At 35.0% G+C, this 25314-nt stretch carries 22 protein-coding genes and 4 pseudogenes; 9 read left to right on the forward strand and 17 right to left on the reverse strand.

Annotation, left to right across the window (positions count from 1 at the left end; translation table 11 throughout):
• Positions 1-101: 101 nt before the first annotated feature.
• The 3 genes from PBT91_RS05570 to PBT91_RS05580 are packed head-to-tail and all read left to right on the forward strand — an operon-like array spanning position 102 to position 3170.
• Positions 102-509 (forward strand): BfmA/BtgA family mobilization protein, encoded by a 408-nt coding sequence (locus tag PBT91_RS05570; protein ID WP_270060794.1) that lies wholly within the window; start codon positions 102-104, stop codon positions 507-509.
• A 13-nt stretch (positions 510-522) separates the two neighbouring features.
• On the forward strand, positions 523-1548 hold the full coding sequence (gene mobB, locus PBT91_RS05575) for a MobB family relaxase (protein WP_270060795.1): 1026 nt from the start codon (positions 523-525) through the stop codon (positions 1546-1548).
• A 29-nt stretch (positions 1549-1577) separates the two neighbouring features.
• On the forward strand, positions 1578-3170 hold the full coding sequence (locus PBT91_RS05580) for a type IV secretory system conjugative DNA transfer family protein (RefSeq protein WP_443089635.1): 1593 nt from the start codon (positions 1578-1580) through the stop codon (positions 3168-3170).
• Between the two features lie 638 nt (positions 3171-3808).
• Here the strand turns inward: PBT91_RS05580 and PBT91_RS05585 are convergent.
• The gene (locus PBT91_RS05585) at positions 3809-5074 is read right to left on the reverse strand and encodes a chloride channel protein (protein ID WP_270061432.1); all 1266 of its coding nucleotides are present in this window, start codon (positions 5072-5074) and stop codon (positions 3809-3811) included.
• Between the two features lie 166 nt (positions 5075-5240).
• Here PBT91_RS05585 and PBT91_RS05590 point away from each other — a divergent pair.
• A pseudogene (locus tag PBT91_RS05590) lies at positions 5241-6364 on the forward strand (IS3 family transposase).
• Positions 6365-6646: 282 nt separating this feature from the next.
• Here PBT91_RS05590 and PBT91_RS05595 read toward each other — a convergent pair.
• Complete coding sequence (locus tag PBT91_RS05595) at positions 6647-7819, reverse strand: MFS transporter (protein WP_270060796.1); 1173 nt, start codon at positions 7817-7819, stop codon at positions 6647-6649.
• A 56-nt stretch (positions 7820-7875) separates the two neighbouring features.
• Positions 7876-8457, reverse strand: a complete 582-nt coding sequence (locus PBT91_RS05600; RefSeq protein ID WP_270060797.1) for a TetR/AcrR family transcriptional regulator — start codon at positions 8455-8457, stop codon at positions 7876-7878.
• A gap of 191 nt (positions 8458-8648) precedes the next feature.
• Between PBT91_RS05600 and PBT91_RS05605 the strand changes: the two are divergent.
• From PBT91_RS05605 to PBT91_RS05615, 3 pseudogenes are all read left to right on the forward strand, one after another.
• Positions 8649-9905, forward strand: a pseudogene (locus PBT91_RS05605) (IS3 family transposase).
• A gap of 36 nt (positions 9906-9941) precedes the next feature.
• Positions 9942-10739, forward strand: a pseudogene (locus tag PBT91_RS05610) (IS3 family transposase); the annotation flags it as partial.
• 36 nt (positions 10740-10775) lie between these two features.
• Positions 10776-11336, forward strand: a pseudogene (locus PBT91_RS05615) (IS91 family transposase); the annotation flags it as partial.
• A gap of 290 nt (positions 11337-11626) precedes the next feature.
• On the opposite strand, the gene PBT91_RS05620 reads toward PBT91_RS05615, so the two are convergent.
• The 4 genes from PBT91_RS05620 to PBT91_RS05635 all read right to left on the reverse strand — a co-directional run bounded on the left by PBT91_RS05620 (position 11627) and on the right by PBT91_RS05635 (position 14042).
• A complete protein-coding gene (locus tag PBT91_RS05620; protein ID WP_270060799.1) occupies positions 11627-12229 on the reverse strand; it encodes a short chain dehydrogenase in 603 nt (200 codons plus the stop codon).
• Between the two features lie 18 nt (positions 12230-12247).
• Complete coding sequence (locus PBT91_RS05625) at positions 12248-13036, reverse strand: PhzF family phenazine biosynthesis protein (protein ID WP_270060800.1); 789 nt, start codon at positions 13034-13036, stop codon at positions 12248-12250.
• Between the two features lie 99 nt (positions 13037-13135).
• On the reverse strand, positions 13136-13375 hold the full coding sequence (locus PBT91_RS05630; RefSeq protein WP_443089636.1) for an ArsR/SmtB family transcription factor: 240 nt from the start codon (positions 13373-13375) through the stop codon (positions 13136-13138).
• Between the two features lie 406 nt (positions 13376-13781).
• Positions 13782-14042 (reverse strand): hypothetical protein, encoded by a 261-nt coding sequence (locus tag PBT91_RS05635; protein WP_270061489.1) that lies wholly within the window; start codon positions 14040-14042, stop codon positions 13782-13784.
• A 27-nt stretch (positions 14043-14069) separates the two neighbouring features.
• Here PBT91_RS05635 and PBT91_RS05640 point away from each other — a divergent pair, with 27 nt between their 5' ends.
• Together PBT91_RS05640 and PBT91_RS05645 are read left to right on the forward strand one after the other, a co-directional pair.
• On the forward strand, positions 14070-14615 hold the full coding sequence (locus PBT91_RS05640) for a tyrosine-type recombinase/integrase (RefSeq protein WP_270061433.1): 546 nt from the start codon (positions 14070-14072) through the stop codon (positions 14613-14615).
• Positions 14615-15745, forward strand: coding sequence for an IS91 family transposase (locus PBT91_RS05645; protein ID WP_443089621.1), 1131 nt, complete (start codon positions 14615-14617; stop codon positions 15743-15745). Before PBT91_RS05640 ends, PBT91_RS05645 begins: the two co-directional genes overlap by 1 nt.
• Positions 15746-16033: 288 nt before the next feature.
• Here the strand turns inward: PBT91_RS05645 and PBT91_RS05650 are convergent, their stop codons facing one another.
• The 10 genes from PBT91_RS05650 to PBT91_RS05695 all read right to left on the reverse strand — a co-directional run bounded on the left by PBT91_RS05650 (position 16034) and on the right by PBT91_RS05695 (position 25300).
• Complete coding sequence (locus PBT91_RS05650; RefSeq protein WP_270060802.1) at positions 16034-16579, reverse strand: hypothetical protein; 546 nt, start codon at positions 16577-16579, stop codon at positions 16034-16036.
• A 144-nt stretch (positions 16580-16723) separates the two neighbouring features.
• Positions 16724-17473: a hypothetical protein gene (locus PBT91_RS05655; protein ID WP_270060803.1), complete on the reverse strand. Its 750-nt coding sequence runs from the start codon at positions 17471-17473 to the stop codon at positions 16724-16726.
• A gap of 151 nt (positions 17474-17624) precedes the next feature.
• Positions 17625-18782, reverse strand: a complete 1158-nt coding sequence (locus PBT91_RS05660) for a hypothetical protein (RefSeq protein ID WP_270060804.1) — start codon at positions 18780-18782, stop codon at positions 17625-17627.
• A gap of 706 nt (positions 18783-19488) precedes the next feature.
• Positions 19489-20409 carry a HEPN domain-containing protein gene (locus PBT91_RS05665; protein ID WP_270060805.1) on the reverse strand — a complete coding sequence of 307 codons (921 nt, stop codon included), beginning with the start codon at positions 20407-20409 and terminating at the stop codon, positions 19489-19491.
• Between the two features lie 160 nt (positions 20410-20569).
• Entirely contained in the window at positions 20570-21598 is a 1029-nt protein-coding gene (locus PBT91_RS05670; RefSeq protein ID WP_270060806.1) for an alpha/beta fold hydrolase, read from the reverse strand.
• 210 nt (positions 21599-21808) lie between these two features.
• Positions 21809-22495, reverse strand: a complete 687-nt coding sequence (locus PBT91_RS05675; RefSeq protein ID WP_270060807.1) for a hypothetical protein — start codon at positions 22493-22495, stop codon at positions 21809-21811.
• A 156-nt stretch (positions 22496-22651) separates the two neighbouring features.
• Positions 22652-23194, reverse strand: a complete 543-nt coding sequence (locus tag PBT91_RS05680; protein WP_270060808.1) for a DinB family protein — start codon at positions 23192-23194, stop codon at positions 22652-22654.
• Positions 23195-23248: 54 nt separating this feature from the next.
• The gene (locus tag PBT91_RS05685; protein ID WP_270060809.1) at positions 23249-23785 is read right to left on the reverse strand and encodes a Crp/Fnr family transcriptional regulator; all 537 of its coding nucleotides are present in this window, start codon (positions 23783-23785) and stop codon (positions 23249-23251) included.
• 142 nt (positions 23786-23927) lie between these two features.
• Entirely contained in the window at positions 23928-24740 is an 813-nt protein-coding gene (locus PBT91_RS05690; RefSeq protein WP_270060810.1) for a hypothetical protein, read from the reverse strand.
• A gap of 299 nt (positions 24741-25039) precedes the next feature.
• Complete coding sequence (locus PBT91_RS05695; RefSeq protein ID WP_270061489.1) at positions 25040-25300, reverse strand: hypothetical protein; 261 nt, start codon at positions 25298-25300, stop codon at positions 25040-25042.
• Positions 25301-25314 lie beyond the last annotated feature (14 nt).

Raw genomic sequence — 25314 nt, forward strand, 5'->3', positions numbered from 1 at the left:
TGTTTACGGTGTTTTTAAAAAAGGATGCGGTTTTTTAAAATGTGATTTTTCCATGAAAAATGCGCGCAGCCCCCAATTTTCGGTCAACTTTTCACGAAAAAATGGATGAAGATTTTAAAAAAGAGCATTTTACCAATTTGAGTATTAAAGCGCCCGTGGCCAAAAAATTCCGAAAGTATGCCAGGCATCTTGGTTGTTCTCAATCTATGTGTCTGCTATTAATGTTGGAATTTTTTGAGACCAACAGGCTTTCTCCCAAAGAACAAATGGGACCGCATATGCAAACTCTGGAACGCCTGGTAAAAAAAAGAATTAGTGCGCTCATTGCCATTGTTCGGGATATTGAAAAACATCAAACGAAGCCTACCGCACTGATGCTACAAACCCTTTTTGAAAATGATCAAACTCCGGAAGAGTCGCTATCGGATACTCCGAAATTTGTGGAACGAAAATTTCAAAAGAAGCAGCAGCCGAAAGTTCAGTTTCGGGAAAAAAAGTATCATCCGTAATCCGTTTTTTATTATGTATGTAACTATAAGCCCACAAAAATCAGGAGGACATTTCGCGACTTCCAGTGCCGATTATGTGAACTACCTGGAGAAAGAAAACAAGCAATTGCATGATCAGGAAAAAGAACTGTTCTTTGATTCTGAGTCCGATGCTATTTCACCGGAAACTGTCACTGCAGAAATCGATCAGAATACTGCAAAGCTTAAAAAAACAGAAGCCCGATTTTATTCCATTACTATTAATCCCAGTGCACGGGAACTGGACAAATTAACATCAAAGGAGCAGTTAAAAGAGTATACCCGGGAGCTTATGAAAACTTATGCACATTGCTTTAACCGTGAAATCGATGGTCGACCGGTACAGCTGAATGATATTAAATACTATGCGAAACTGGAGACTCAGCGTCATTTCAAAGGTACCGACTGGCAGATAAAAGAAAATCAGCCCTTCGCGACTCAGATTATTCAATTAAAAAGTCAACAGCAACGTATAAGTCGTGGAGAAGAGCAGGGGAGTATCCAAAAATTGCAACAGCAAATACTTAAATTAGAAGAACAGGCACCGCATAAAGTTAATGGCGTTCGTATTACTCAGGGAATGCTAAAACCGGGGAATCAATCCCATGTTCATATCATCGTTTCGAGAAAAGATGCGTCTAACCGTTATAGCCTTTCACCAGGAAGTAAATACAAAGCTTCCCAGGTGATGATGAACGGTAAAATGATTAAACGAGGATTCGACAGGGATCGCTTTTTTACCGCTGCTGAAAAGATCTTTGATCAAAAGTTCCAGTTTCAACGAAATTTCGTGGAGTCGTATGCTTCCCGAAAATTATTCAACCAAAGACCAAAAGCTTATTTCCAACAGCTCTCCAAATTATCTGTTCCTCAAAAGAAACTGGCGTTTCAATTGCTACGACAATCTGGACTGAAAGTTCCGGCTATTCCTACGAATAAAGTTCAACTGGCCTTAAAGACCTTTAATCACTTGCGTAAAGGATTAAAAGTAACCATTAAGTCTTCTTCTATTGGCTATTAAACAATTTTCATTAATTAAATATTATCCTCATGATTGAATTATTTCACCCCCTAATTATTCTGGCTAGCTGCCTTATTGTTGGTGGCTCTTTTTATGGTTTACTGAAATTCTATAGCGAAGGCTTTTGGATGAACCTCGGATTGCTTATTATAAGTATTGGAGTGCTTATGTATTATTTCAACCTCGATAGCCAGCGCATCAGAATTATATTGTTTTATGCCTGCCCTTTGTTACTCATTAATATTGTTTTATATGTATTCTTTGGTTCTGGCGAACTTGATACTAGCGCGCCTAAAAAATATAAGGTACGGTTTAAAACGACCACGGGTGACTTTTACATAGATAATGTTCGACGCGGGGTATCAATAACCGGTGCGGCTGGATCCGGAAAAACAGAAAGTGTCGTTTATCCCTTTTTACAGCATTTTAGAAAATATAATTTTTCTGGTGTGATCCATGATTATAAGGATTTTGAATTAACAGAGATGGTATATCCTCTCTATAAGGATAGTGATATTCCATTCTATATTATATCCTTTGATACGATTGTACACCGGGTAAATCCTATTGCCCCGCGTTATCTACCTAATGAAGAAAGCGTTAATGAAGTGTCCCGTGTTTTATTAGAAAACCTGCTGGAACTTAAAGAATCGGGTACTCATGGAACGAGTAAATTTTTTAATGATGCTGTGGAAGGGCTTATTGCGGGATTGATTTGGCGATTGAAAACTGATTATCCGCATTGCTGCACGCTTCCGCATTTAATCAACTTATATCAAAAGTTGGATACCGATAGCTTGATTCATTTTCTGTCAGCTAATCCAATCTCTAAGGCCATGGCCAGCGCCTTTATTCAGGGAAAGGATTCGGCGAAACAAACCGCAGGGGTGAAAAGCACCCTGGCTAATGCGTTTAAAAAAATTACTTCTGAGAAAATATTTCATGTGCTTTCCGGAGATGATGTACCTCTTGATGTAAATAATCCGGAGCATCCTGCCGTAGTGTCTATAGTGAATAACCCGAAATACGATGCTTCATTTTCCCCGGTGATCGCCACCATCATCCATACCATGGTTAAGCAAATGAGTGTGCGAAATCGAGAGTCGTCGTTTATCATGTTGGAAGAAGCACCAACAATTCGACTACTCAATATGCACCGTATTCCGGCAACCCTTAGAAGCTATGATATTGCAACGATTTATGTCATGCAGGATAAGATTCAAAATGATATGATGTATGGTGATAAAGGTTCGAAATCTATTCTTAGTAACCTTTCTTACCAGTTCTTTGGGAAAGCCAATGATCCCGATACCGCTAAATACTATGAACGCTTTTTTGAATTAGTACTCCAAAAAACAACCAGCGTGAGTCGGAGTGATGGTTTGGATTTTGATACCCGAATTACCAGAGGAGAGCGCGAGGTTGCAAGAATACGTGCTAGTAGTTTTTTTAAATTAAAACCGGGTCAATTCGTTATCCTTGCGGATGGCAATACACAGTTTATATGCTTTAATTCGCAGAAATTCGCTCGTAACACTTTTAAAAATATTGCAGGTGAAGAATTATTATACCATAGACAATATCAGTCAATTAGGGAAGATTTGGATAAGCTTTTTGATTAAGAAAATATTAATGCATGGTTTAAAGCTTACCAGAATAGAAGATACCTTTTTAAAGCTAGGAATCCAGTTCCATTCATTTTTCAATGTTCTGGTTCTCTACGCTAATTTAGGTTCCAATATGAACAAATTCTTTAAAGAATTATCTAATCAATGGTAGACCATTTTTTTTCTTTAGAAATTAATAAGCGTGAAGAAAGCTCAGTTTCTACGTTTACATGCCTTAAATTTTAAAGGTCTTAAGAAAATTTTGAATGATGATGTCGCTAAAACATACCTTTTGTATAAAAGTTCTTATTTCAAACATATAATGAGATATATGAAATATTTTAAACCGATTGAGTATGGTCGAATCAAAATAGGCAGGTCTTATTAATAGTGATAGATTATTTTTTACACATTATTTGGAATATTGGTTCAATTAGAAGCGCATATGAATCTCAGCATTTCCGGTAATATAATGCTTAGAGTGAAATAAAAAATACCTGGATGGTAGACTATCAATGATTAGGGAGTATTTCAAAGAGTTCACTAATCATATTTTAACCTACAACTCTATGTCCAGTCTAATGTAGTAATTCCAAATTAAGGTAATATACTTTGAAGTACGTTTGGTTCCGTCGCTGTAAGCGATACTTTTTTCAATTGGCCATTTGAGAACGAATAAATGGAATTTTGGGGGCAAAAAAATAGCCAGTGAGACTTGCAAATAAAATGGGTATAAAGTATGAAAAGCCCGTAAGTGTTGCTAATAATATTGTTGTACTCATAGGAGTTCTAGTAACACAGGCATTAATTCCGGCCATACAACTTATTATAGCCAATGTGAGATTAGTGCTTGGAAACAATCGATGTATCAACAATCCCAATGTAGCACCAACGAAAAATAATGGAATTATAAAACCTCCTCTCCAACCTGAAGTTACTGTGATAGAAATAGCAATGATTTTAAATAAAAGAATTGATAGTAAAAGAGTAAATGAAAAATTTTGAGTGAATAATTCATTGATTTCATGATGTCCAAAATATCTGGTTATTGGTAAATAATAAGAAATTACTCCTAATAAAATTCCACCAATCAATGTTTTGATATAAATAGGGATTGGTTTCTTTTCAAATAGGAATTTGAAAACTTTAGTGCAATAAATAAAGCTCCAACCAATAGCAGTTGCTGCCATGGCAAATAAAACTGCAAGACCAAAATCAAATGTTCCTGAATATTCATAACTTGGTAAATCCCAAACAGCTCCAAGTCCAAGATGAATGATTATGGCAAAAATAATGTAACTGAAACTACTTGCTACTAATGCAGGAATAATTGCTTTATAATATTCCACCGCATGTTTGTGGTGTAAAATTTCGAGAGAAAATAAACTTCCTCCTAAGGGAGCACCAAATAAAGCTGTAAATCCGGAAGCCATACCTGCTATACTTAATGATCTCAATTCTTCCCCTTTGAGTCTAAATACTTTTCCTAGCCAAGTTCCCGTAGAACCTGTTACTTGAACCAGAGGTGCTTCAGGACCGAGACTTCCGCCAGAGCCAACACAAAGTAGAGACGATAAAATCATGGACGGGTTGTTCTTTGGATTCAACTTTCCATTATTAAATCGAATATTATCTACTATAAGGTGTATTTCTCCAGGATCACCAATGACATGAATAATGATTCCAGCTAGAAACCCACAAATAGCCATTGATGGGATAACTAACCATCCATCGAAGTATGCAATCTGATGGGTGAGAAATTCTAAAAATATCCAATATATACCTGCAATTAGACCTCCAATCAATCCTAAAATAGCCCACAACAAAAAAGTTCTATTAAAAACGAATGGATTAAATTTTATAGGTTGATCTAAAATATTTAAATATGTGATTAACTTTTTTTTGGGCTTAAGACTCACTTTTTTTTCCAAAAATATAAAAACCACATCTTGTTTCTTAGTTTGACATAAAAAAATATAGATTTCAAGATATTTTATATCATGACCTCCTCCCATTAAATCGGACAGATTAAAACTAGAGGATTTCGGGCAAATAAATGTTTAACTTTAAATAGATTATTTGCTTATGAAACGTTCAAAATTTACAGAGTCTCAGATCGTGTTTGCGATTAAACAGGTTGAGACTGGAACACGCCTATCTGAGGTCTGTCGCAAGATGGGAATCAGCGAGGTTACCTTTTATAATTGGAAGAAAAAATACGGTGGTCTAGGTGTCTCTGAACTGAGAAGGCTGAAAAACTTGGAGGAGGAGAATGCTCAGCTTAAAAAGCTTGTAGCTGATTTAAGTCTTGACAAGCAGATTCTTCAGGACGTGTTGAAAAAAAAGTTTTGAGGCCGTCTCGAAAACGGGAGATGGTCAGCAATATTCGTATGGAATATAATATTTCCATCACCCGTTGTGTACGCCTAATATTGCTGCACAAAAGCGTTTTTTATTATACCCCTAAAGAACGTGGGGATGAATTGCTGCGTATGAGAATGAAAGAAATAGCAGCAACACGGGTACGCTATGGGTTTTGGAGGATCTATATCCTGCTTCGTCGGGAAGGCTTTATGGATAATCATAAACGCGTTTATAGAGTGTATTGCGAAGAAGGTTTAAACCTCAGATCTAAGAGACCTAAAAGAAGTCGGTGTGCAGCCCATAGATAACCTGTTCTTGGTAATGCCTCTAGTTTACATGAGTGCTGGAGTATGGATTTTGTGACAGATCAACTCTACGATGGAAGCCGTTTCAGAGCCTTAACTGTAGTAGATAATTATAGTCGTAAATGTTTAGCTATATATGCAGGAAAATCCCTTAAAGGAAGTGATTTTGTTGGGGTGATGGATAATTTAGTTACTAGTGCAAGAGTTTACCCTAAACGCATAAAAGTCGATAATGGAAGTGAATTTATCAGTAAAGTATTGGATAAATGGGCTTATGAAAACAATGTTGAATTAGACTTCTCACGACCCGGAAAACCCACTGATAACCCATTTATAGAAAGCTTCAATGGGTCTTTCAGAGATGAATGTTTAAATACAAACTGGTTCTTCTCTTTGGAAGATGCTCAGGAAAAGTTCGATATTTGGAGGGAAGACTATAACGGGTTTAGACCACACAGTTCATTGGGTGACATGTCACCCAATGAGTACATAGAAATCAATGAAAATAGCCCAGATTCTCTAGTTATGACCAGTACCTAAATATGGGAGGAGGTCACCTAATCACTTCAGTTATGCGAGATCGTTGTATTTAATTTTTAAAATGATAAAAAATCAAACTATATTTTATTCTTGGCAGTCAGATTTACAAAAATCTACGAATCAAAATACTATACGACAATCATTGAGAAATGCGATTAACTTAGTAGAAGACAAAATTGACGACTTAAGAATAGAATTAGATGAAGCAACAAGAAATACCACAAGAAGCGCAAATATTCCATCAACTATTTTTAGTAAGATTAATAAATATGACATCTTCATTTAAAGAGATTCATTTTCATTTGTTCTGTCCAGATAAGCTCTCCAAAGAATAGTTATAATTGCTAAAAATGCAAAAACAACACCAACCCAAGGCGTAATAGAGATACTGTATTGCGTAATAAAAAAACCACCAATAGCAGTTCCTAATGAAACTCCTAAATTTCCAAATGAAGTTTGTAAACTGTTTGCGAACTCTTTAGCATTGGGTGCTGCCGAAATCATATACCCTACTCCAATCAGAAAACACGGGCCGTGCATAATTCCCCAAAAGCTAGTAACAATGGCTACAATAATAAATGTGTCGCCTGTATTGGCAAAGGCTAATGGTACCAAAAACACTCCAAGTATAAAGCTTAAGGTTGTCCAAAACATATATTTCCCCAATAATTTACCCGCTAAGAGATTTGATAATACACCCATAGCGCCAAACAATAATAATAATAGACTTATTTCTTTTTCACTCATGTGTTTTTCCTTAGCAAGATAATCTGCGAAATAACTGTAAGAACAAAACCAAGCAGTGATCAAAAATAAATTTAAAAGAGTTCCCGCAATAAATCTTGGTTGTATCAAAATAGAAAGTTGATTTTTAAATGATGTAGGTTGTTCATTCGGCATCGAAGGAATATGCTTAAGCATTACAAATATGGTTACCAATATAATAAACCCTTGAATCGCATAAGTGATCTGCCAGGTATATATACTTGCAAGAAATGTGGTCAAAGGAATAAGCGTCACCTGTGCAAGTGCAATACCTCCAATGATGATCGAGGTCAATTTCATTTGATCATTTTGCGATGTTCCTTTTACGGCGGCTGCGATGGCCATCGCGAAAAATGCAGGATGAAGCACTGTTGGTAATATCCTTAGGATCATTAAAAGCCAAAATGGCGGACTAAACATTGAGAAAAAATTAGATATAAAAAATAATCCTAAGGCGCATAGCATTATTGTTTTCTTATCGAAACTGGAAGCATATAATACCGTAAAGGGTCCGGTAACAGCTATAAATAATGCAAATGCACTGAGGAGATAACCGGCAGTACTAATAGTAACTTGATAATGTGTTGCAATTTGAGGTAAGACCCCAATAATACCAAATTCCGTACTAATAATTCCAATGACACCAAGGCATGCTATGTAGGCAATTTTTTTATTTAAATTTATCTTCATAATAAACTGATCGGTTTAAAATAGGGTAAAAAAAATAGGTTAATTTTTTACTATTGTTATTTCTTAATCAATTGAATAAGAAACTTAATCATTGCGGTAACTTCTCTTTTGTTTCTGTACAATACATAATTCTTAAGTAGTGATGTAGATGAACTTGAAAAAAATAAAGCGGTAGTTTTTATATCTAATCCCTCTTTAATCAAATTTTGCTTCCTACCTCTATCTAAGATTTCTGCATATATATATTTTATTTTTTTCTCATTTGCAACCAGCATTTGATTGATCTCATTGTCAATTAGCGCAATTTCAAAAATCATTCTTATAGCCAAACAAACCTTATCATCAATAATACTCTGCGCCACAGACAGATTTAATATTTCCTCTAAATCGTTAAGTGCATTGCCACTATGGTCTTGGAGAAAAGTTTGGTATTCTAACAACTTAGATTTTTGATAGCGATCAAGACATTTGAGCAAAAGATCTTTTTTATCGCCATAAGTAGGGTAAATACTGCTTCTATTTATCTTCATACGATTTTCAAGATCGGAAAGTGAAGTTACATGATAACCCTGTTCCCAAAACAGATGCATTGCTACATCTAATTTCTCTTCGTATTCAAATTCTTTTTTTCTTGCCATTGCAATGCAAATATATAATAATAAACCGATCGGTTTATTATTATGTTTACTTTTATTAGATAAATTTTGATTGCCTATTGATTGAAGCAGGTACTCAACCTCTTCGATTTAACAATTGTAGAATTGTAAAATGTAGGCTATGCCAAGTGGAATTACTACATTAGACTGGACATAGAGTTGAATGAATATTATTGCAAGTTGTTAACTTAGCAATTATGAGACGTAAAGCCAAACATTACACCTTAGAGTTTAAGCAAAAAGCAGTAGAACTAAGTTATGCCAAAGGCAATGTAGCACAGGTTTGTGAAGACTTAGATATATTACCTGCTGTTCTTTACCGTTGGCGTAAAGAGCAAAAGAATTATGGCAAGAATAGTTTTCCCGGCCGTGGTAATCCTAAAATGACTGATGAACAAAAAGAGATAGCTCGTTTAAAGAAACAGCTTAAAGAGACTGAATTAGAACGTGATATCTTAAAAAAGGCGATTGGCATCTTTTAGCTCACCATTTATTATTTTAAATTTTAAGTATTCGTGAATGCTACGCATTTCCGCGAGCGACAAGAAAAATACAGGTTCATAAAACAGCATCGTATGAAATTTCCTGCCCGTAAGATGTGCATTATGTTAGCAGTAAGTAAAAGTGGTTATTACCACTGGTTGAAATCTGGTCCCAGCACCCTTTGGAAAGAAAACCAGAAGCTCTCTTCATTAATCAAAGGTATATTTGAAGACAGTCACCAGAGCTATGGAGCTCCTAGAATAAAAGTTGAATTGAAAGCTTTAGGTTTTAAGGTGTCAAAGCCACGGGTAGCTCGCATAATGAAGGCAAACTACTTATATGTAAAGAGAAAGCAAAAGTTTAAAACAACCACCAATAGTAACCATAAATATCCCACAGCACCAAACTTGTTGAACCAATGCTTTAATGTAGCCAGAGCTAATCAAGTATGGGTAAGCGATATTACTTATGTTCAAACCAAACAAGGTTGGAGTTACCTAACAGTGATCATTGATCTATTTAACAGAAAAGTTATAGGATGGGCTTTAAGTGATACCCTAAATACCGAAGATACTGTTATAAAAGCTTGGCAGATGGCTATTAAAAATACCACACTCACACAACCTTTGATATTCCATTCAGACCAAGGTATTCAGTATGCCAGCCAAAGATTTACTAATCTACTTAAAAGCTATAATGGCCTGGTAAAACAATCTATGAGTCGGAAAGGAAACTGCTGGGACAATGCCGTGGCGGAATCCTTTTTTAAATCTCTAAAAGTAGAATGGGTATATTGGCATAAGTACAAGCTTAGATCACAGGCAGAGTTATCTATCTTTCAGTGGATAGAAACCTGGTACAATACCAGAAGAAGACATTCCTACTTAGGAAATAGAACCATTAAAGAATTTGAAATAGATATGTATAATCAAAAACTAGCAGCATAGTCACTCAACTTAAAGTCCTGTTTTTTATTGCAAGTCCACCACTGGTTGAAATCTGGTCCCAGCAACCTCTGGAAAGATAATCAGAAGCTCTCTTCATTAATCAAAGATATTTTTGAAGATAGTTACCAAAGCTATGGAGCTCCTAGAATAAAAGCGGAACTGGAAGCTTTAGGTTTTAAGGTGTCAAAGCCACGGATAGCTCGCATAATGAAGGCAAACTATTTATACGCAAAGAGGAAACGTAAGTTTAAGACGACCACTAATAGTAATCATAAATACCCCACAGCTCCAAACTTGTTGAACCAATGCTTTAATGTAGCTAGGGCTAATCAAGTATGGGTAAGCGATATTACTTATGTTCAAACCAAACAAGGTTGGAGTTACCTAACAGTGATCATTGATCTATTTAACAGAAAAGTTATAGGATGGGCTTTAAGTGATACCCTAAATACCGAAGATACTATTATAAAAGCTTGGCAGATGGCTATTAAAAATACCACACTCACACAACCTTTGATATTCCATTCAGACCAAGGTATTCAGTATGCCAGCCAAAGATTTACTAATCTACTTAAAAGCTATAATGGCCTGGTAAAACAATCTATGAGTCGGAAAGGAAACTGCTGGGACAATGCCGTGGCGGAATCCTTTTTTAAATCTCTAAAAGTAGAGTGGGTATATTGGCATAAGTACAAGCTTAGATCACAGGCAGAGTTATCTATCTTTCAGTGGATAGAAACCTGGTACAATACCAGAAGAAGACATTCCTACTTAGGAAATAGAACCATTAAAGAATTTGAAATAGATATGTATAATCAAAAACTAGCAGCATAGTCACTCAACTTAAAGTCCTGTTTTTTATTGCAAGTCCAGGTATTCCGCGCAAAATATAGTGCACTGCTTCGAGAGCAAAAGATAGCCATACCACAGGAAATCTATGATAAGCTCTTTGCTAAAAACTGGGTAGTCTATGCAAAGCAGCAATTCCACATCCCAAAATATGTAGTAGAATATCTGGGCCGTTACACCCATAAGATCGCAATAAGCAATCACCGGATAAAACAAATAAACAACTCCCAAAGGAGGGTAACCTTCCAGATTAAGGACTACAGGAAAGCGAGCCAAAAAGGACAACTAATACTGGATACCCGTGAGTTCGTGCGCCGATTTGCACTGCACGTACTGCCCAAAGGTTTTACAAGGATAAGGCATTACGGCATCCTAAGCAGCAGTTGGAAAAAGCATAAACTACCGGCCCTACAAAATATCCTTGCAGGGGTGCCAGTAAAACCTGTCGAAAAAAAGCCTCCATTGCTCTTGGGCAAATGTCCAAGTTGCAAAAAGGGAAAACTAGTCACCGCTCTAACTTTCGATAAGCGTGGACCGCCAGATAAATGGAGAAAACTACTTTTATCCATTAATAGCTTTTAAAAACTGGCCTGCACCATGCGGGGCGGGAGAGTTATGTCCTAAAGCCAAGGATTTATTCAAAAAGGGACCGGAAAAGGAGGCTAATCGATACGTAACTAGATTTAAGTAACTAGAAAAATGTTGGAGCCTAAAAAACTCAACAAAAATTGTGGCTCATCTGCCCCAATAAAATTCCAGAATAATACAGGGTAAAAAGGTATTCCCCATAAAGGAGGAAACGGATCCGTCAACAAGATATTCAGCCCTGGCCTATCGGCGGGCCGAATACTTAGTTATTGGCAACTGGCTTTTTATGCACTAACCCGAATAATTTTTCCGTTTACTTTTCCCATTACACTTTTTACATAAGCATTAATTACTTTGCTCATCGGTACAGGGTTATGACCCGGAAAAACATCCTTGTATTTTTCATAAGCGTCTTCTACCATATCTGGAGAAACAACATTTACTCTCAAATTATGCTCCATTTCCAGAACTACTGCTTTTACAAAACTGTGAACAGCACCATTTACCATTGCAGCACTTGATGTCTGAACTACCGGCTCATCAGCTAAAATACCTGTTGTAAGCGTAATTGAACCTTTTGGGTTTAAAAACTCTTTACCAATTCTCACAAGATTTACCTGACCCATTAGTTTACTTTTTAAACCAATATAGTAATCTTCCTCGGTCAGTTCGTTGAAATCAGCCCATTTTGCTTCTCCTGCAATGCAAATAATTGCATCTAACTTTCCCGTTTTCTCGAACATTTCCCCAATCGATTTACTGTTGGAAATCTCCAAAGTTACATCTCCGTTTGTGCGACCTGCGATTAAAACCTCATTATCTTTTTCAAAATGAGAAACTACTTTTTTTCCTATGGTTCCGTTTCCTCCTATTATTAAAATTTTCATATTTTAAGTTATTGGTTTTTATGTTAATGATATTCTACCGGTTAAATACAATCTTCCCCGACCTTGTATTTCAACTCGGTCGTTTAAATATTTACACTGTAAATATCCTTTACGAGTTGAAAGTTGTCTTGCTGTTAGAACATTTTTATTAAGCTGTTTTGCCCAGTAGGGGATTAATGTAGTATGTGCCGAACCTGTTGCCGGGTCTTCATTAATGCCAGATTGTGGGGCAAAAAAACGAGATACGAAGTCAACCTTATCGCCTTTAGCAGTTATAATAACACCCCGGCCATTTAATTCTGAAATAGCGCTGAATACAGGAATTATTCCTCTTATTTCATCTTCATTTTCAAATTCGAGCAGGAAGTCTGTTTTGCCTTTATAGGCAGCCTTGGGCCTTATATTAAATCCAGCTATTATTTCTTCTGAAATTTTTATTTTTTCGATATTTTTGGCCGGAAAATTCAAGGATATCAATTCCCCTTCCTTAGTCACCGTTAAGGACCCACTTCTGTTTGAATAAAAATTAATCGTATTTCCGTCGTAGTTTTCATAGTTAAATAATACAAAAGCTGCTGCCAACGTGCCGTGTCCGCAAAGTTCAAGTTCAGCCGTGGGGGTAAACCACCTTATTTCATATTTTTCGTTTACTTTTATAAAGAAAGCGGTTGCAGCCAAATTATTTTCCATTGCTATTTTTTGCAATGTGTCATCATTCAACCACTGGTCAAGTGGACAGACCGCTGCCGGATTTCCTGAAAAAACCTTATCAGCGAATGCGTCTATTTGAAAAATTTTATATTCCATAATTATCAGATTTTGTGACTAATAGGTCATTTTAGGTAAACATCATTAATTTTATACTTCCTTATTTCTAGAAATATAGATATGTTGTTTTAATTTTTTTTATTTTATAAAATCTAAATATTGTTTGATTACTTCCTCATTTCTTTTTAGATAGGACCATTTTCCGTGTCTTGAAGAAATTAAAAGCCCGCATTTTTCCATATTTGTTAAATAAGTGGAAATTGTGGATTGAGACAGTCCCGATTTTTCTTTTATGTAAGTTACACAAACACCGTCGTTAAAATGTTTTAATGTTTCGTGCGGCGGAAAATTTTTTTCGGGTTCTTTCAACCATTCCATTATTTGAACCCTAGTTTCATTAGATAAACATTTTCCTATTTCAGTTGCTGACTTCAAATTCATATTACAAATATATCTATAAATCTAGATATGTGAAAATAGATCAATTGTTTTTTTAGCTTGTTGCCAACGTTTTTGTATATGAGCTGTGGCGTGTCTCGGCACAGACCTTTCCTGATAAAAACTGGCTTTGGAAAATCCGCAGGATTTTCCAAGTGTGGACTGACCAAGCCATAGCTTATATACGGTGTTGAACGAATCCTCCCTACCGGTCGGAAGCTTACTAAGCCAAAATACAACAATTCTTATATTTAAGATAAACTAAAATTTACCGTTATGTATAAAAAAAAGTAAAACGATAGTAGAGACCGCTATCGCAGAAGTTCCTGGCTTTGAAAACCTATGCTTACAACTTGGTAAGAGCTTTTCGATCAATGGGAAAGCCGCAAGTACCCTGAACAACTACAAGCGATGCCTGGCTCACCTGGGCCTGCACTACAAGCAAAGCCCGGAGACCCTCTCTACTGAAATGATCAATGATTATCTTTTTCATTGCCAAAACCTGCACAAAACCCCATCCGAAAGTTTTTTCAAGCACACTATTTTCGGCCTGCGGGCCATCTACAAGATCCTGGGCTTGAATGATAAGCAGGTCAAGCTTCCCCAAATAAAGCGACAGAACCAACTCCCTGTAGTGCTTAGCAAAGCTGAAGTACGTACCTTGCTCAAAGCACCCAAATATCTCAAACACCGATTGATCCTGGGGATGCTGTATGGGTGTGGACTAAGGAGCTATGAACTCTGTGCCCTACGGCTCTGCGATGTAGACTTTGACCGACAGACTGTTTTTGTAAAAAAGCAGAAGGGCAAAGTAGACCGTTATGTGCCACTTAGCGAGCACTTGGCACGTGGACTTAAAAAATACATTGCAACGGAATCTCCAAAAACCTTCCTCTTCAACAGCCAGGTAACCGATGATGGCGCCCCCCGGCCCATAACCCCCACCGCAATACAATGGGTCATCAAAGAGAACCGAAGTAAAGTAAATACCCACAAGACTATTACCGCCCATTGCCTGCGTCACACTTACGCCACGCACTTGCTGGAGGCAGGACTCAATATTATGAGCCTGAAAGAACTTTTAGGACATGCCTTTATCGAGACAACGCTGGTATATTTACACGTTGCCAACACTGGGAGTTCACGCAAGTTTAGCCCCCTGGATACCCTTTTTCAATAATGCGCAGTCACCTTAAGGTGGCCGATGTGCTGGAGATGGAGCAGGATTATATCTCCTCACGGGCATTTACGAGCTGGCACAGGCGTACCCTTCATGCCATCCGTAAATGCCGCACCCCTGCTATGGGCGGACATATCGATAAGTGCGATTGCTGTGATAAACTCCACATCAGTTACAACAGTTGCAGGAACCGGCATTGCCCTACCTGTCAAGGCCATAAACGCGAACAGTGGATACAGGCACGGGAAAGTGAACTGCTCAATGTTCCTTATTTTCATGTAGTCTTCACACTCCCTTCGGAACTGAATGCGTTTGCTTTATCCCATCCCAAAATAATTTATGGGAGCTTGTTCAAAGCGGCCTGGTCCACCCTTAGACAGTTCGGGGAGAACCCCAAGCACCTGGGCGGGCAAATGGGCATGATAGCCATACTGCACACCTGGGGCCAAAACCTGAGCCTGCACCCGCACTTGCATTGTATTGTTCCTGGAGGTGCGGTAAAGAGGTCAGGCAAATGGAAACCTGCAAGGAACAAGGGAAAATACCTGTTCAACGTGAAATCCATGGGGAAGGTATTCCGCGCAAAATATAGTGCACTGCTTCGAGAGCAAAAGATAGCCATACCACAGGAAATCTATGATAAGCTCTTTGCTAAAAACTGGGTAGTCTATGCAAAGCAGCAATTCCACACCCCAAAATATGTAGTAGAATATCTGGGCCGTTACACCCATAAGATCGCAATAAGCAATCACCGGATAAAACAAATAAACAACTCCCAAAGGAGGGTAACCTTCCAGATTAAGGACTACAGGAAAGCGGGCCAAAAAGGACAACTAATACTGGATACCCGTGAGTTCGTGCGCCGATTTGCACTGCACGTACTGCCCAAAGGTTTTACAAGGATAAGGCATTACGGCATCCTAAGCAGCAGTTGGAAAAAGCATAAACTACCGGCCCTACAAAATATCCTTGCAGGGGTGCCAGTAAAACCTGTCGAAAAAAAGCCTCCATTGCTCTTGGGCAAATGTCCAAGTTGCAAAAAGGGAAAACTAGTCACCGCTCTAACTTTCGATAAGCGTGGACCGCCAGATAAATGGAGAAAACTACTTTTATCCATTAATAGCTTTTAAAAACTGGCCTGCACCATGCGGGGCGGGAGAGTTATGTCCTAAAGCCAAGGATTTATTCAAAAAGGGACCGGAAAAGGAGGCTAATCGATACGTAACTAGATTTAAGTAACTAGAAAAATGTTGGAGCCTAAAAAACTCAACAAAAATTGTGGCTCATCTGCCCCAATAAAATTCCAGAATAATACAGGGTAAAAAGGTATTCCCCATAAAGGAGGAAACGGATCCGTCAACAAGATATTCAGCCCTGGCCTATCGGCGGGCCGAATACTTAGTTATTGCCAGTAGTTTTTATTCCAGTTCAATTATTTCAGTTTTCTTCTCAATTAAATTCACTCCGACTTTAAATTCGGGTTTCCATTTAAATTCTGGATTATTGTAACTTTCAAAACTGTATACGGTCCAATAATATATATTTCCGTCGGCAGAAACCTCCTCAAGATTCGAGCTGGTTTGTTCTTTTATTCGCTCTATTTTTCTTTTCCGCTTTTTAACTTGTCTGTCAGATTCAAAAATTTTTTCAACTGCAAGTACCTTTTTCATTTCGGCTATTGTTTCATCCCGAAACTTTTTTTCAGAGTCAAATCCGTGAATACTGTCCATTTTTTTCCAAAGCTGGGAATTAGCCGTATTTGCACTATCTACTAATTGTCTTGAGACGATACAAGCGGCAACAGGATAGAGTTCAATTCCCCATCTTTTTCCAACAAATTCTTTAGCTTTTTGATGTGAATAGTTTGGCGTACCATAAGTCAAAATTCGGTCAGGACTATCTTTTTCTTGAGAAAATGAAGTCAGATTTATTAGAAATATTAATATGTAAACGGTCTTTTTCAAATTACTGGCAACGGTCTTGTATAACAATCAGTTGCGGATTGGTTAAAAACTAAGATAGCTAAAATTATCGACTTTTATGCTTTCGCGATTGTGTCCGCAGGACACAAAGCCGCAATTGTTGTTATACGGTGTTACCTACAGTATTTATTCTGATAATTTATTAATTAATGCTTTTTCCATTCCGTCTTTTAAATGGACTGTTTTCATAGTGTTGTTCTTCTTTAAAGTAAATTCAGAAACAAATTCTGGCAGTTTATGCTGAGATGAATTAACATAAAAATGGAATTGAAACGAACCAATAGAGAATATATAAGAATTAATTCCATCTTTAGACTTCATACGTCTTGGCGAAAGTATTAAATCTTTATAGTGATAATTTGCTCTAATAAAACTTGTAATCGTTATTGGATATTCGTTTTCGTCTCCAGGATTAGAATTCCAAATCATATCTTTTATTTTATCAGAATGAGGTCCTAAATTTACTGATTCAAAAGTCGGTCTGGTAGTAATATCAGAACGCCATAAAATTGATAAAAGAAAGAGTTTAATTTTTCCATAATCAACATTTTTACATTCTGAAAATTCGTAATCACCTGTTTTGTAATTTTTGCATTTAGGAGTTTCAGCTTCCTTTAGCTTTTCTCCAAATAATACTTTTTGAGCATATTTTTCAAGACTTCCTAACCTTTCATTATCACATTCAGAGCATAATATATTTTTGTCAAATTCTCCAATTTGTACAAATGGTTTTAGTTTTTTCCCTTCTAAAATATCTTTTTTTGCAAATTCATAAAATCTATGTTCTTCGTTATACAATTCCTTGTACATAAATTCAGGAATAATATGAGCTTTTATTAAATTTTTTTGTTGTCCACAAAGTTGACATTTTTTCATATTGTAGGTAACTGCTCCGGTTATCGCAAGTTGCGGGAGTAGGGACGAGAACTTGTCGGCTTAACCATTTTTGTTCTTGATTAATAAAATTATTACACTTTTTCTACAATACCCGTTATTTGCGATGAACCGATGTTACCTACAGTATGGATTACGATTTAATGTTGGTGGTACTTTTAAAATCATTATTTTCGTTGCTTAAACTGTTCAGAAATTCTTTCATTTCTTCTGTTAAGAGTAAAAATTCTTGTGCTTCCCAAAATGATTGATCGTAATCTTCTTTTAGATCAAAAATATCTTTGGTTAAATTGATATTGTTATCTATTTCAAAATTTTGAAAATTATCAAAAGTTAATAATTTGTAACTTACTGTATAAACTATTTTCTCTGCATCTTGAGGAACAACTTCTACCGTTGCCGACATACTAGCTTTATCTATAAAATATTTTTTTGCGTGTGGATCTTTTTTAAAAGTTATTTTTATATCATAATCAGTAGTTCTGTACTTAATATTTCTTTTTTCAGTGTAATCTGTATTCTGAGAATTTGAAATCTGTACTTCATTAAAAGCTTTATCCTCTAAATTCACTAAATAATATCCGTATGAATTTGCCTTTTTCGTACTATTTGGATAGAATTCAAGTTTTACCAATCTTGAATCATCATAAGGAATATACTTAAAATCATAAATTTCAGGACTCATATATATTGAAATGAAATTATTAAGAAGCTCTTCAAATGATGAAAGTGTAAAATTTATGTTTTTTTCTTTAATTCCTGCTTTTCTCAAGTTTTCAATTTCAATGAAATAGTTCTTTTTTGGCATTGGATTGCTCTTAGTAGAGAAAAGTGTCTTTCGTTCTATTCTTCCACTAAAATCTACTAATTTGATTATTTCATCATTTCGTTTTAGCACACTCCTCAAAAAGAACTTTTCTTTATAGGATTCTAAAGGATAATTTTCATCTAATTTTTTTAGTACAGATGTGAAAAGGTTAGAATCTGAATTAATTAGAACTTCATCAAGATTTTGAATTTTTTTGCTCAATAAAATCGTATCACTTTTTAGCATTTCAAAAGTTGTGAATATTGGATCATAACCTAAAACGCCTATTTTCAAAGAATCTCCTTTGGAAACGAATAAAAATTTTCCTTCTTCGTTGGTCGAAGTATAATCTTGATCATTGTAAATGTCCACGTATTCAATTGGCTTGTTTGTTTCTTGGTCAAGTACAATTCCCTCTAATCTATTTTGTGAAAATGATTGTTGGATAACTAAAAAGAATAGGAAGAAAAATTTTGCTTTCATCTTGTAGGTAACGTCTGCGGATATCGAAAGTAGCCATTACATTACTGGCTAGTTTGTTATCACCGTTTTGAGTAAAAATAGTAAAACTTTTCGAATAGGCCTCTACTTGGCTATTTTCGATGATCCGCTGTTGTGTGCAGTAATTTTTTGAACCGACCTTAGCAGTAGCCTTTTTAAATATTTTAAAGTTCTTCTATTTCAACTATTCAAAAAATTACGGAGTAAGGTCGGCGCAATCATTAAAGGGAATGTTTTTGACAATAATTGCTCATTATCAAGGTCGGGACTGATATGTGCTGTTATTGTCAAAATTCTAGGATCAAAGGGAAATAGGGGAGTCCGTAGCCTTTCTCCACTGTGATTAAGGTACTTGATTTTGTCAAAAAAATCCACTACCTTAACTCAGGCTTTTATACGAGTTCGCTCGTATTTGAAAGTGCACTTTCATACGATCTCATCGAAAAGCCTGGGTTGAGGAATTGCATTCCCCAACTCTCACACTTCCGAAAGGCTACGTCCTTTTTTGATTCTAGAAAATACTCCTTTATCGGTGTAAAAGCCGCGCTTATTGCGTACAACGTCTCGGCTATGAGTAGTTGCGTGGTTTAGCACTCATCTTTGCAAGTACACACCAAACTGAAAATCCGCAAGGATTTTCGGAAGTAGGCGAGAACAAGCAATTACTTATAGCCATTGTTAGCATACGTTATATTTTTTCGTAAATAATTTTCTCAATATTATCATTCAATAAGATTTCTGTCCAATTCTCAGATAACTTGTCTCTATTTCCGAAACCTAAAGAGGTTATCTTTTTATTAAGTAACTCTAAGTTAGGAATGTTATGAATTATTAATTCAATTATAGTTTTAGAAACTATTGATTGAAGATAATTTAGATATTCATAAACCTTCTCATCTGAAAAATCCGAACCGTGAACAATTTTACTTCTTAGTTTATAAATGGTATTTATGTTGTCAAATATTATTTGACTTGTTTCAGAATCTTTTCCACAAATTACAGCCACATTTCTTCTAATCCGATATAATAATTCGGTGTTTCCATTTGTAATACTTTCAAGACTTATGCAAAGTGCTATATATGAGAAATGATAATAATGAGTATTATCAAAAGCGTTCATATAATTCTGAGCAGATGATTTTAAATAGCCAATTTCATTATAAGTCTGAGCATAGTTTTTGATGAACTCGTTGATAGTATGACTTTTGTCTTCATTAAATTTTAAAAATCCCTCATCTTCTTCATTAAAAATGTCAGTTTTAAAACTGCTTCGATGTACCAGTTTTCCATTTATAAAATTAAAGTCAACAATATGGTCTACCGCTAGATTGCTTGGAAATAGTAATACTAGAAAATTAAATGCATCATAGATTTTTTTATTTCCAAATTTTTGAGATAAGTCCTTGTGTATTATTGCATATCGTTCTTTTCCATCTTCCTCGAAACTTTCTTCTATTTCTAAAGCAAAACTAAATTCAGGGACTTCCGTGTCTGCTAAAAACTTCTTGAAATACTCAGATTTTGTGTTTACTATTCTAAATTCAGGAAATTCAAGTTTACTTAAATCACTTGCAGAATTTGTAATTATTAAAACTGGAAATCTTTTCATTCGTTCGTAATGTATGCTAACGGCTTCGAGTATGGACAGTTGCGGGCTGGATTGCCAGATTGTGTCCGCTTAAAATAAATATAGCTAAAAACATCGAATATCGAATAAGTATTTAGCCGCAATTGACCATACGCGTTGTTGTAAAACGTTTTTTACTATTCTAATCAATTGTTTCTGTCATCAAAAGTATTTGATTATTAATTATCTCAGCATTTTCTTTTCTTGTTATTATAGAGCCGTGATTGGCATCTAGTATAAATTGTTTACCGTTACTAGATAGTTCTTTAAGTTCCTTTTGCATTTCATACCATATTTGCAATTCCTCATTAGGATCGATACCTTCGTTTCTATATTTTTCTTTTTGCGATTCTTCATATTGTTCAGTTGCTGTGAACACTAATAAAGGTAAGGAATCTAAACTTTTAATTTGACTAGCTCTATTAAGAATCATTTCATTAATTTCATTTTCTTTGATATACCTATTAAAGACTTTTCCAGAATAAGCAGTTAAATTATGCGATCGAATATGAAGATTTTTTGGTAAGCCATCATTCTTTGGTTCAGACTTAAATACTGAATTGAAAGCTCCTACAATACCAATATCAGCAAGAAAAGAAATAGTTTTAACTAAAGCAATTTGAGTATCATTAAACAATTCATCTTGTTCTAATCGCTCCCATTGATCGGGATGGCTTGAATCTATTAAGACCATTCCTTTTACTTCATTAGGATAAAGATCTTTAAATATTAGATTATATGGCCCACCCATAGAATGACCGGCCAAAATATACGGCGGATTTTCTCCATTATTTTCAAGTAACTGATGAAGTTGCTTGGCATAGAATTCTGGTGAAATACTGTTTTTACTATTTTCGCTAAACCATTTTCCTTCTCTATCATAACGGATAACTCTCATCTTCTTTTTTAATCCTTTTGCAATCCAGTGTGCCATATCTGTATTACTGCCTGCGCCAGCTTCAAGTATAATAGTTGGTAATTCATTCTTTTGGCCTTCTGCTATTATATGAAGTTTAGTTCCATTTACATCAACTAATTTTCCTGGAGGAACTGGTTTTCTACCAAATAAGCGAAAACACAGGCCTGATATTAATAATAAAATAACTAGACCAGCTAAAATTTTACCAATCCACTTTAGTATTTTCAGTATTAGTCTAAATGTACTTTTCATAAAATGTTTTACAACGTGTTTGTATATGACAAGTAGCGTACAAATAAGCAAGTATTTTTCCGCAACGCAACAAGTCAAATCTTTTGTATTTTGCTTTTATCTTTACTTTTCAAAAGCCAAATCAAAAGATTTGGCGACTTACCAAATATACCAAAATTTTCGGTTTAGAAAAGACGTAGCTATTTGTTATATACGTTGTTACCTGTAGTGTTATTGTCCTATAGTTTGAATTTGTAAAAATACTTTCCGAAATAATTCAAAAAGCAACTTTCCTTTATTAGTATCTAATGATAAGGCAATTGAAATACTTAGAAGTGTAGATATGACTAAACTTTTCCAATCATATTTATTTAACCTTTCAGTGGCTTCAATTAAATACTCCAATCGGTCATTTATTATTTTTTGTTCATTCTCATTAGTTTCAAATCTTTCATTGATTAAAAATTTAAGTTCATTAATAGCTAGGCTAATTTGTTTTCTTTCCTCGATTAAAAATCGCTCTTTATTTTCAAAATTAATTGAATTAATATCAAGAGACTCTCTATTAAATTTTATTTGTGACCATAAATCAATTTCATTTTGGTCTTCAATATATTCTTTTAATGTAGTATATAACCAATCTTCAAATTCTGATAAAACAGTTTCAAATTCAGTAAATTCTGAATTCGGATAAATAGCAGATAAATTATATTGTGGACCGTATTCTGTATATTGATAATCAAACAATTCGTAGCTATTCATTGAATTTCTTATAACAAATTCGAATGGCGAATTTTTATACTTTAAAATGATTGAAGGTAAATTATCAATACTTTTTTCTAAAATTTCAAAATCTTGAGGTTCAAAATTGTTTTCAGTTATTATCCGATAAAGTTGATTACGATATTTTACTCTCATATTATTTTCGACATTACAGGTAACGGTCTTGTATAACAATCAGTTGCGGGTTGGTTGAAAACTAAGATAGCTAAAATTCTCGACTTTTATGCTTGCGCGGCTGTGTCCGAAGGACAAAAAGCCGCAATTGTTGTTATACGTTGTTACCTGCTGGCTTTATTCCAATGCTGTTTTCGCCTGTTCAATATGTCTTTCATTATGATAAATTAAAACTCTCAAAGTGTTTCCTAATTTTAATTTTATAAGTTTTGATATGCTAATTGATGTTTTCGTTTTGCTTAAACTTATTTTTTTTGATTTATTTAAAAGTCCGAGAATTTGTCTCTGCTGTTCCAAAAACTTATCTATCGTTTTTTTGTTTAAATTGGTGCCGTTTGGATCTTTATCTTTGAATGTTTTTATTTTTTTCATCTTTTCTGAAGGCAGCATACTCTTAGCGAAATAATTACCTATGATTCCAGATTTAAAAAATGTTTCGGGATTTGTCTTACTTTTATTTATTTTTTGCTCTATTTCGGAAATGTAAAATTCACCGTATAAATTTAGATGTTCAATGCATTCGAGAACGCTCCAAGTTTCTTGGTTTTTCTTTTTGTTGAGTTCTTTTTCTGTTAATTGGTATAATTTTTCTACTTGATTGATATTTTTTCTTGTTCGTTCAATTAAGTCTAATATCAGGAATTCTGTTTTTATCTTCATTACTCGTTTTTCTACAAAATTGAAAACAAATTAATTATGAAATCTTGATTGAAATCAAGATTTTTTTAGTCTTGAAAGAGTTTCTGGTGTCATTCTCAAGTATGAAGCAATATATTTATTGGGTATTTCTTGAAATAACTGAGGACTTCTTTTTAAAACACGTTTATACCTTTCCAATGGAGATGTTGTTAAAATGTCTCGTTCACGCTCCATTTGTTGGTAAACAAGTCCATTTACCATATCCAGCCATATTTTTAAATATTCTTCTGAACTCCAGATGAAGTTCGTAAAGCTCTCTTTTGAAATAACTTTTAATTCGGTTTTTTTAATAGCCTGAATATACAAATCTGATGGTTTACTTGTAATATATGAGTCAAGAGAGGCAATAAGATTGTTTTTATAGCCAAACCTTATCGTATGCTCTTCGTATTCATCAATAATAAAAATACGTAAACTACCTTTTAAGATAAAATAAAGATTGGTGTCTATACTACCTTGAACTTTCAAATATTCATTTCGGGTGAGAGCCAAATCTTTCTCCCATAAGTTCTGATTTTCAATCTCTTTTACTAATGTGTCAATTGAGTTCATTTTTTAGCTTGCAGGTAACGGTTTCGAGTATGGACAGTTGCGGGTTGGTTTGCCAGGTTTTGTCCGCTTAAAATAAATATAGCTAAAAACATCGAATATCTATTAAGTATTTAGCCGTAATTGACCATACGCGTTGTTAGCATTAGTTTTTCTCGTAGGTTTTCCTTGTTTTAAAGTAAGAATCCGAACTATAGAATATTGCAAATATCTCTGACATATATGGAATATCACCTTTGTTCAATGCCATAGCTTTGTATTGTAATTTGAATAAAATTTCAACCCAATATCTTATAATTTGTAGAACGTATAATTGACGATATTTTGTAATTGATTCAGTCATACCAGTTAAATAACTTGCTGTTTCGATATCTGATATTTCGTTTCTTGATTCATCGAAATGTTTTACTAATGAAAATTGACCAATTAGTATATCTGAAATTTTTGCATTTTCTCTTATTTGTTCTTTTTTTTTAGTAGAAACCCTCTTATCAAATATTAGTTTATCAACATTTTCGCTCCATTGTTTTATTGGGTCACTCTGAAATTTACTCTTAACTAAATAATTAATATTAGAGTATCTATCACCCATTGCAAATTTAGTAAGTATAGAAATAATTCTAGAATGTATTACATCGTCAAGCTCTTTCTGGAATTCGAAAACAATATCGTGATTTATTATGATGGATTCTGACTTATCAAATAACAACGATAGTTCATGACCAATTTTATTTTTCACATAATTCTCTGAAGGAAAATCACCATTATTAATTATATAATAGTCAAGGATTAAACATAACTTTCCTAATCTTTCAAGTCCTGTTGAAAGACTCGTAAAAGCTTGAAAGTAGATACCCTTTTGTCCATAATTAGCTTTTCCTAGTTGCGTCACACCACTAGCAAGCATATCTTTTGTGAATTTTGCTTCGTCTGCAATTACGTGAAAAGTTTTGGTCATAGTTTAGTTGAAAAATTAATGCTAACGGTTTTGAGTATGGCCTGTTGCGGGTTGATATGCTAGATTTTTTCCGCTTACAATAAATATAGCTAAAAACATTGAATATCGATTAAGTATTTTGCCGCAATTGTCCATACGCGTTGTTGAACGAATCCTCCCTACCGGTCGGAAGCTTACTAAGCCAAAATACAACAATTCTTATATTTAAGATAAACTAAAATTTACCGTTATGTATAAAAAAAAGTAAAACGATAGTAGAGACCGCTATCGCAGAAGTTCCTGGCTTTGAAAACCTATGCTTACAACTTGGTAAGAGCTTTTCGATCAATGGGAAAGCCGCAAGTACCCTGAACAACTACAAGCGATGCCTGGCTCACCTGGGCCTGCACTACAAGCAAAGCCCGGAGACCCTCTCTACTGAAATGATCAATGATTATCTTTTTCATTGCCAAAACCTGCACAAAACCCCATCCGAAAGTTTTTTCAAGCACACTATTTTCGGCCTGCGGGCCATCTACAAGATCCTGGGCTTGAATGATAAGCAGGTCAAGCTTCCCCAAATAAAGCGACAGAA

It is taken from the genome of Zunongwangia sp. HGR-M22 (assembly GCF_027594425.1).
Lineage (GTDB): Bacteria > Bacteroidota > Bacteroidia > Flavobacteriales > Flavobacteriaceae > Zunongwangia.

What these genes read in the sequence shown, in the direction of transcription:
- PBT91_RS05570 (WP_270060794.1), top strand. Translation starts at nt 102, where the DNA reads ATGGATGAAGATTTTAAAAAAGAGCATTTTACCAATTTGAGTATTAAA.
- mobB (WP_270060795.1), top strand. Translation starts at nt 523, where the DNA reads ATGTATGTAACTATAAGCCCACAAAAATCAGGAGGACATTTCGCGACT.
- PBT91_RS05580 (WP_443089635.1), top strand. Translation starts at nt 1,578, where the DNA reads ATGATTGAATTATTTCACCCCCTAATTATTCTGGCTAGCTGCCTTATT.
- PBT91_RS05595 (WP_270060796.1), bottom strand. Translation starts at nt 7,819, where the DNA reads ATGAAGATAAATTTAAATAAAAAAATTGCCTACATAGCATGCCTTGGT.
- PBT91_RS05600 (WP_270060797.1), bottom strand. Translation starts at nt 8,457, where the DNA reads ATGGCAAGAAAAAAAGAATTTGAATACGAAGAGAAATTAGATGTAGCA.
- PBT91_RS05620 (WP_270060799.1), bottom strand. Translation starts at nt 12,229, where the DNA reads ATGAAAATTTTAATAATAGGAGGAAACGGAACCATAGGAAAAAAAGTA.
- PBT91_RS05625 (WP_270060800.1), bottom strand. Translation starts at nt 13,036, where the DNA reads ATGGAATATAAAATTTTTCAAATAGACGCATTCGCTGATAAGGTTTTT.
- PBT91_RS05630 (WP_443089636.1), bottom strand. Translation starts at nt 13,375, where the DNA reads ATGGAATGGTTGAAAGAACCCGAAAAAAATTTTCCGCCGCACGAAACA.
- PBT91_RS05645 (WP_443089621.1), top strand. Translation starts at nt 14,615, where the DNA reads ATGCGCAGTCACCTTAAGGTGGCCGATGTGCTGGAGATGGAGCAGGAT.
- PBT91_RS05655 (WP_270060803.1), bottom strand. Translation starts at nt 17,473, where the DNA reads ATGAAAAAATGTCAACTTTGTGGACAACAAAAAAATTTAATAAAAGCT.
- PBT91_RS05660 (WP_270060804.1), bottom strand. Translation starts at nt 18,782, where the DNA reads ATGAAAGCAAAATTTTTCTTCCTATTCTTTTTAGTTATCCAACAATCA.
- PBT91_RS05665 (WP_270060805.1), bottom strand. Translation starts at nt 20,409, where the DNA reads ATGAAAAGATTTCCAGTTTTAATAATTACAAATTCTGCAAGTGATTTA.
- PBT91_RS05670 (WP_270060806.1), bottom strand. Translation starts at nt 21,598, where the DNA reads ATGAAAAGTACATTTAGACTAATACTGAAAATACTAAAGTGGATTGGT.
- PBT91_RS05675 (WP_270060807.1), bottom strand. Translation starts at nt 22,495, where the DNA reads ATGAGAGTAAAATATCGTAATCAACTTTATCGGATAATAACTGAAAAC.
- PBT91_RS05680 (WP_270060808.1), bottom strand. Translation starts at nt 23,194, where the DNA reads ATGAAGATAAAAACAGAATTCCTGATATTAGACTTAATTGAACGAACA.
- PBT91_RS05685 (WP_270060809.1), bottom strand. Translation starts at nt 23,785, where the DNA reads ATGAACTCAATTGACACATTAGTAAAAGAGATTGAAAATCAGAACTTA.
- PBT91_RS05690 (WP_270060810.1), bottom strand. Translation starts at nt 24,740, where the DNA reads ATGACCAAAACTTTTCACGTAATTGCAGACGAAGCAAAATTCACAAAA.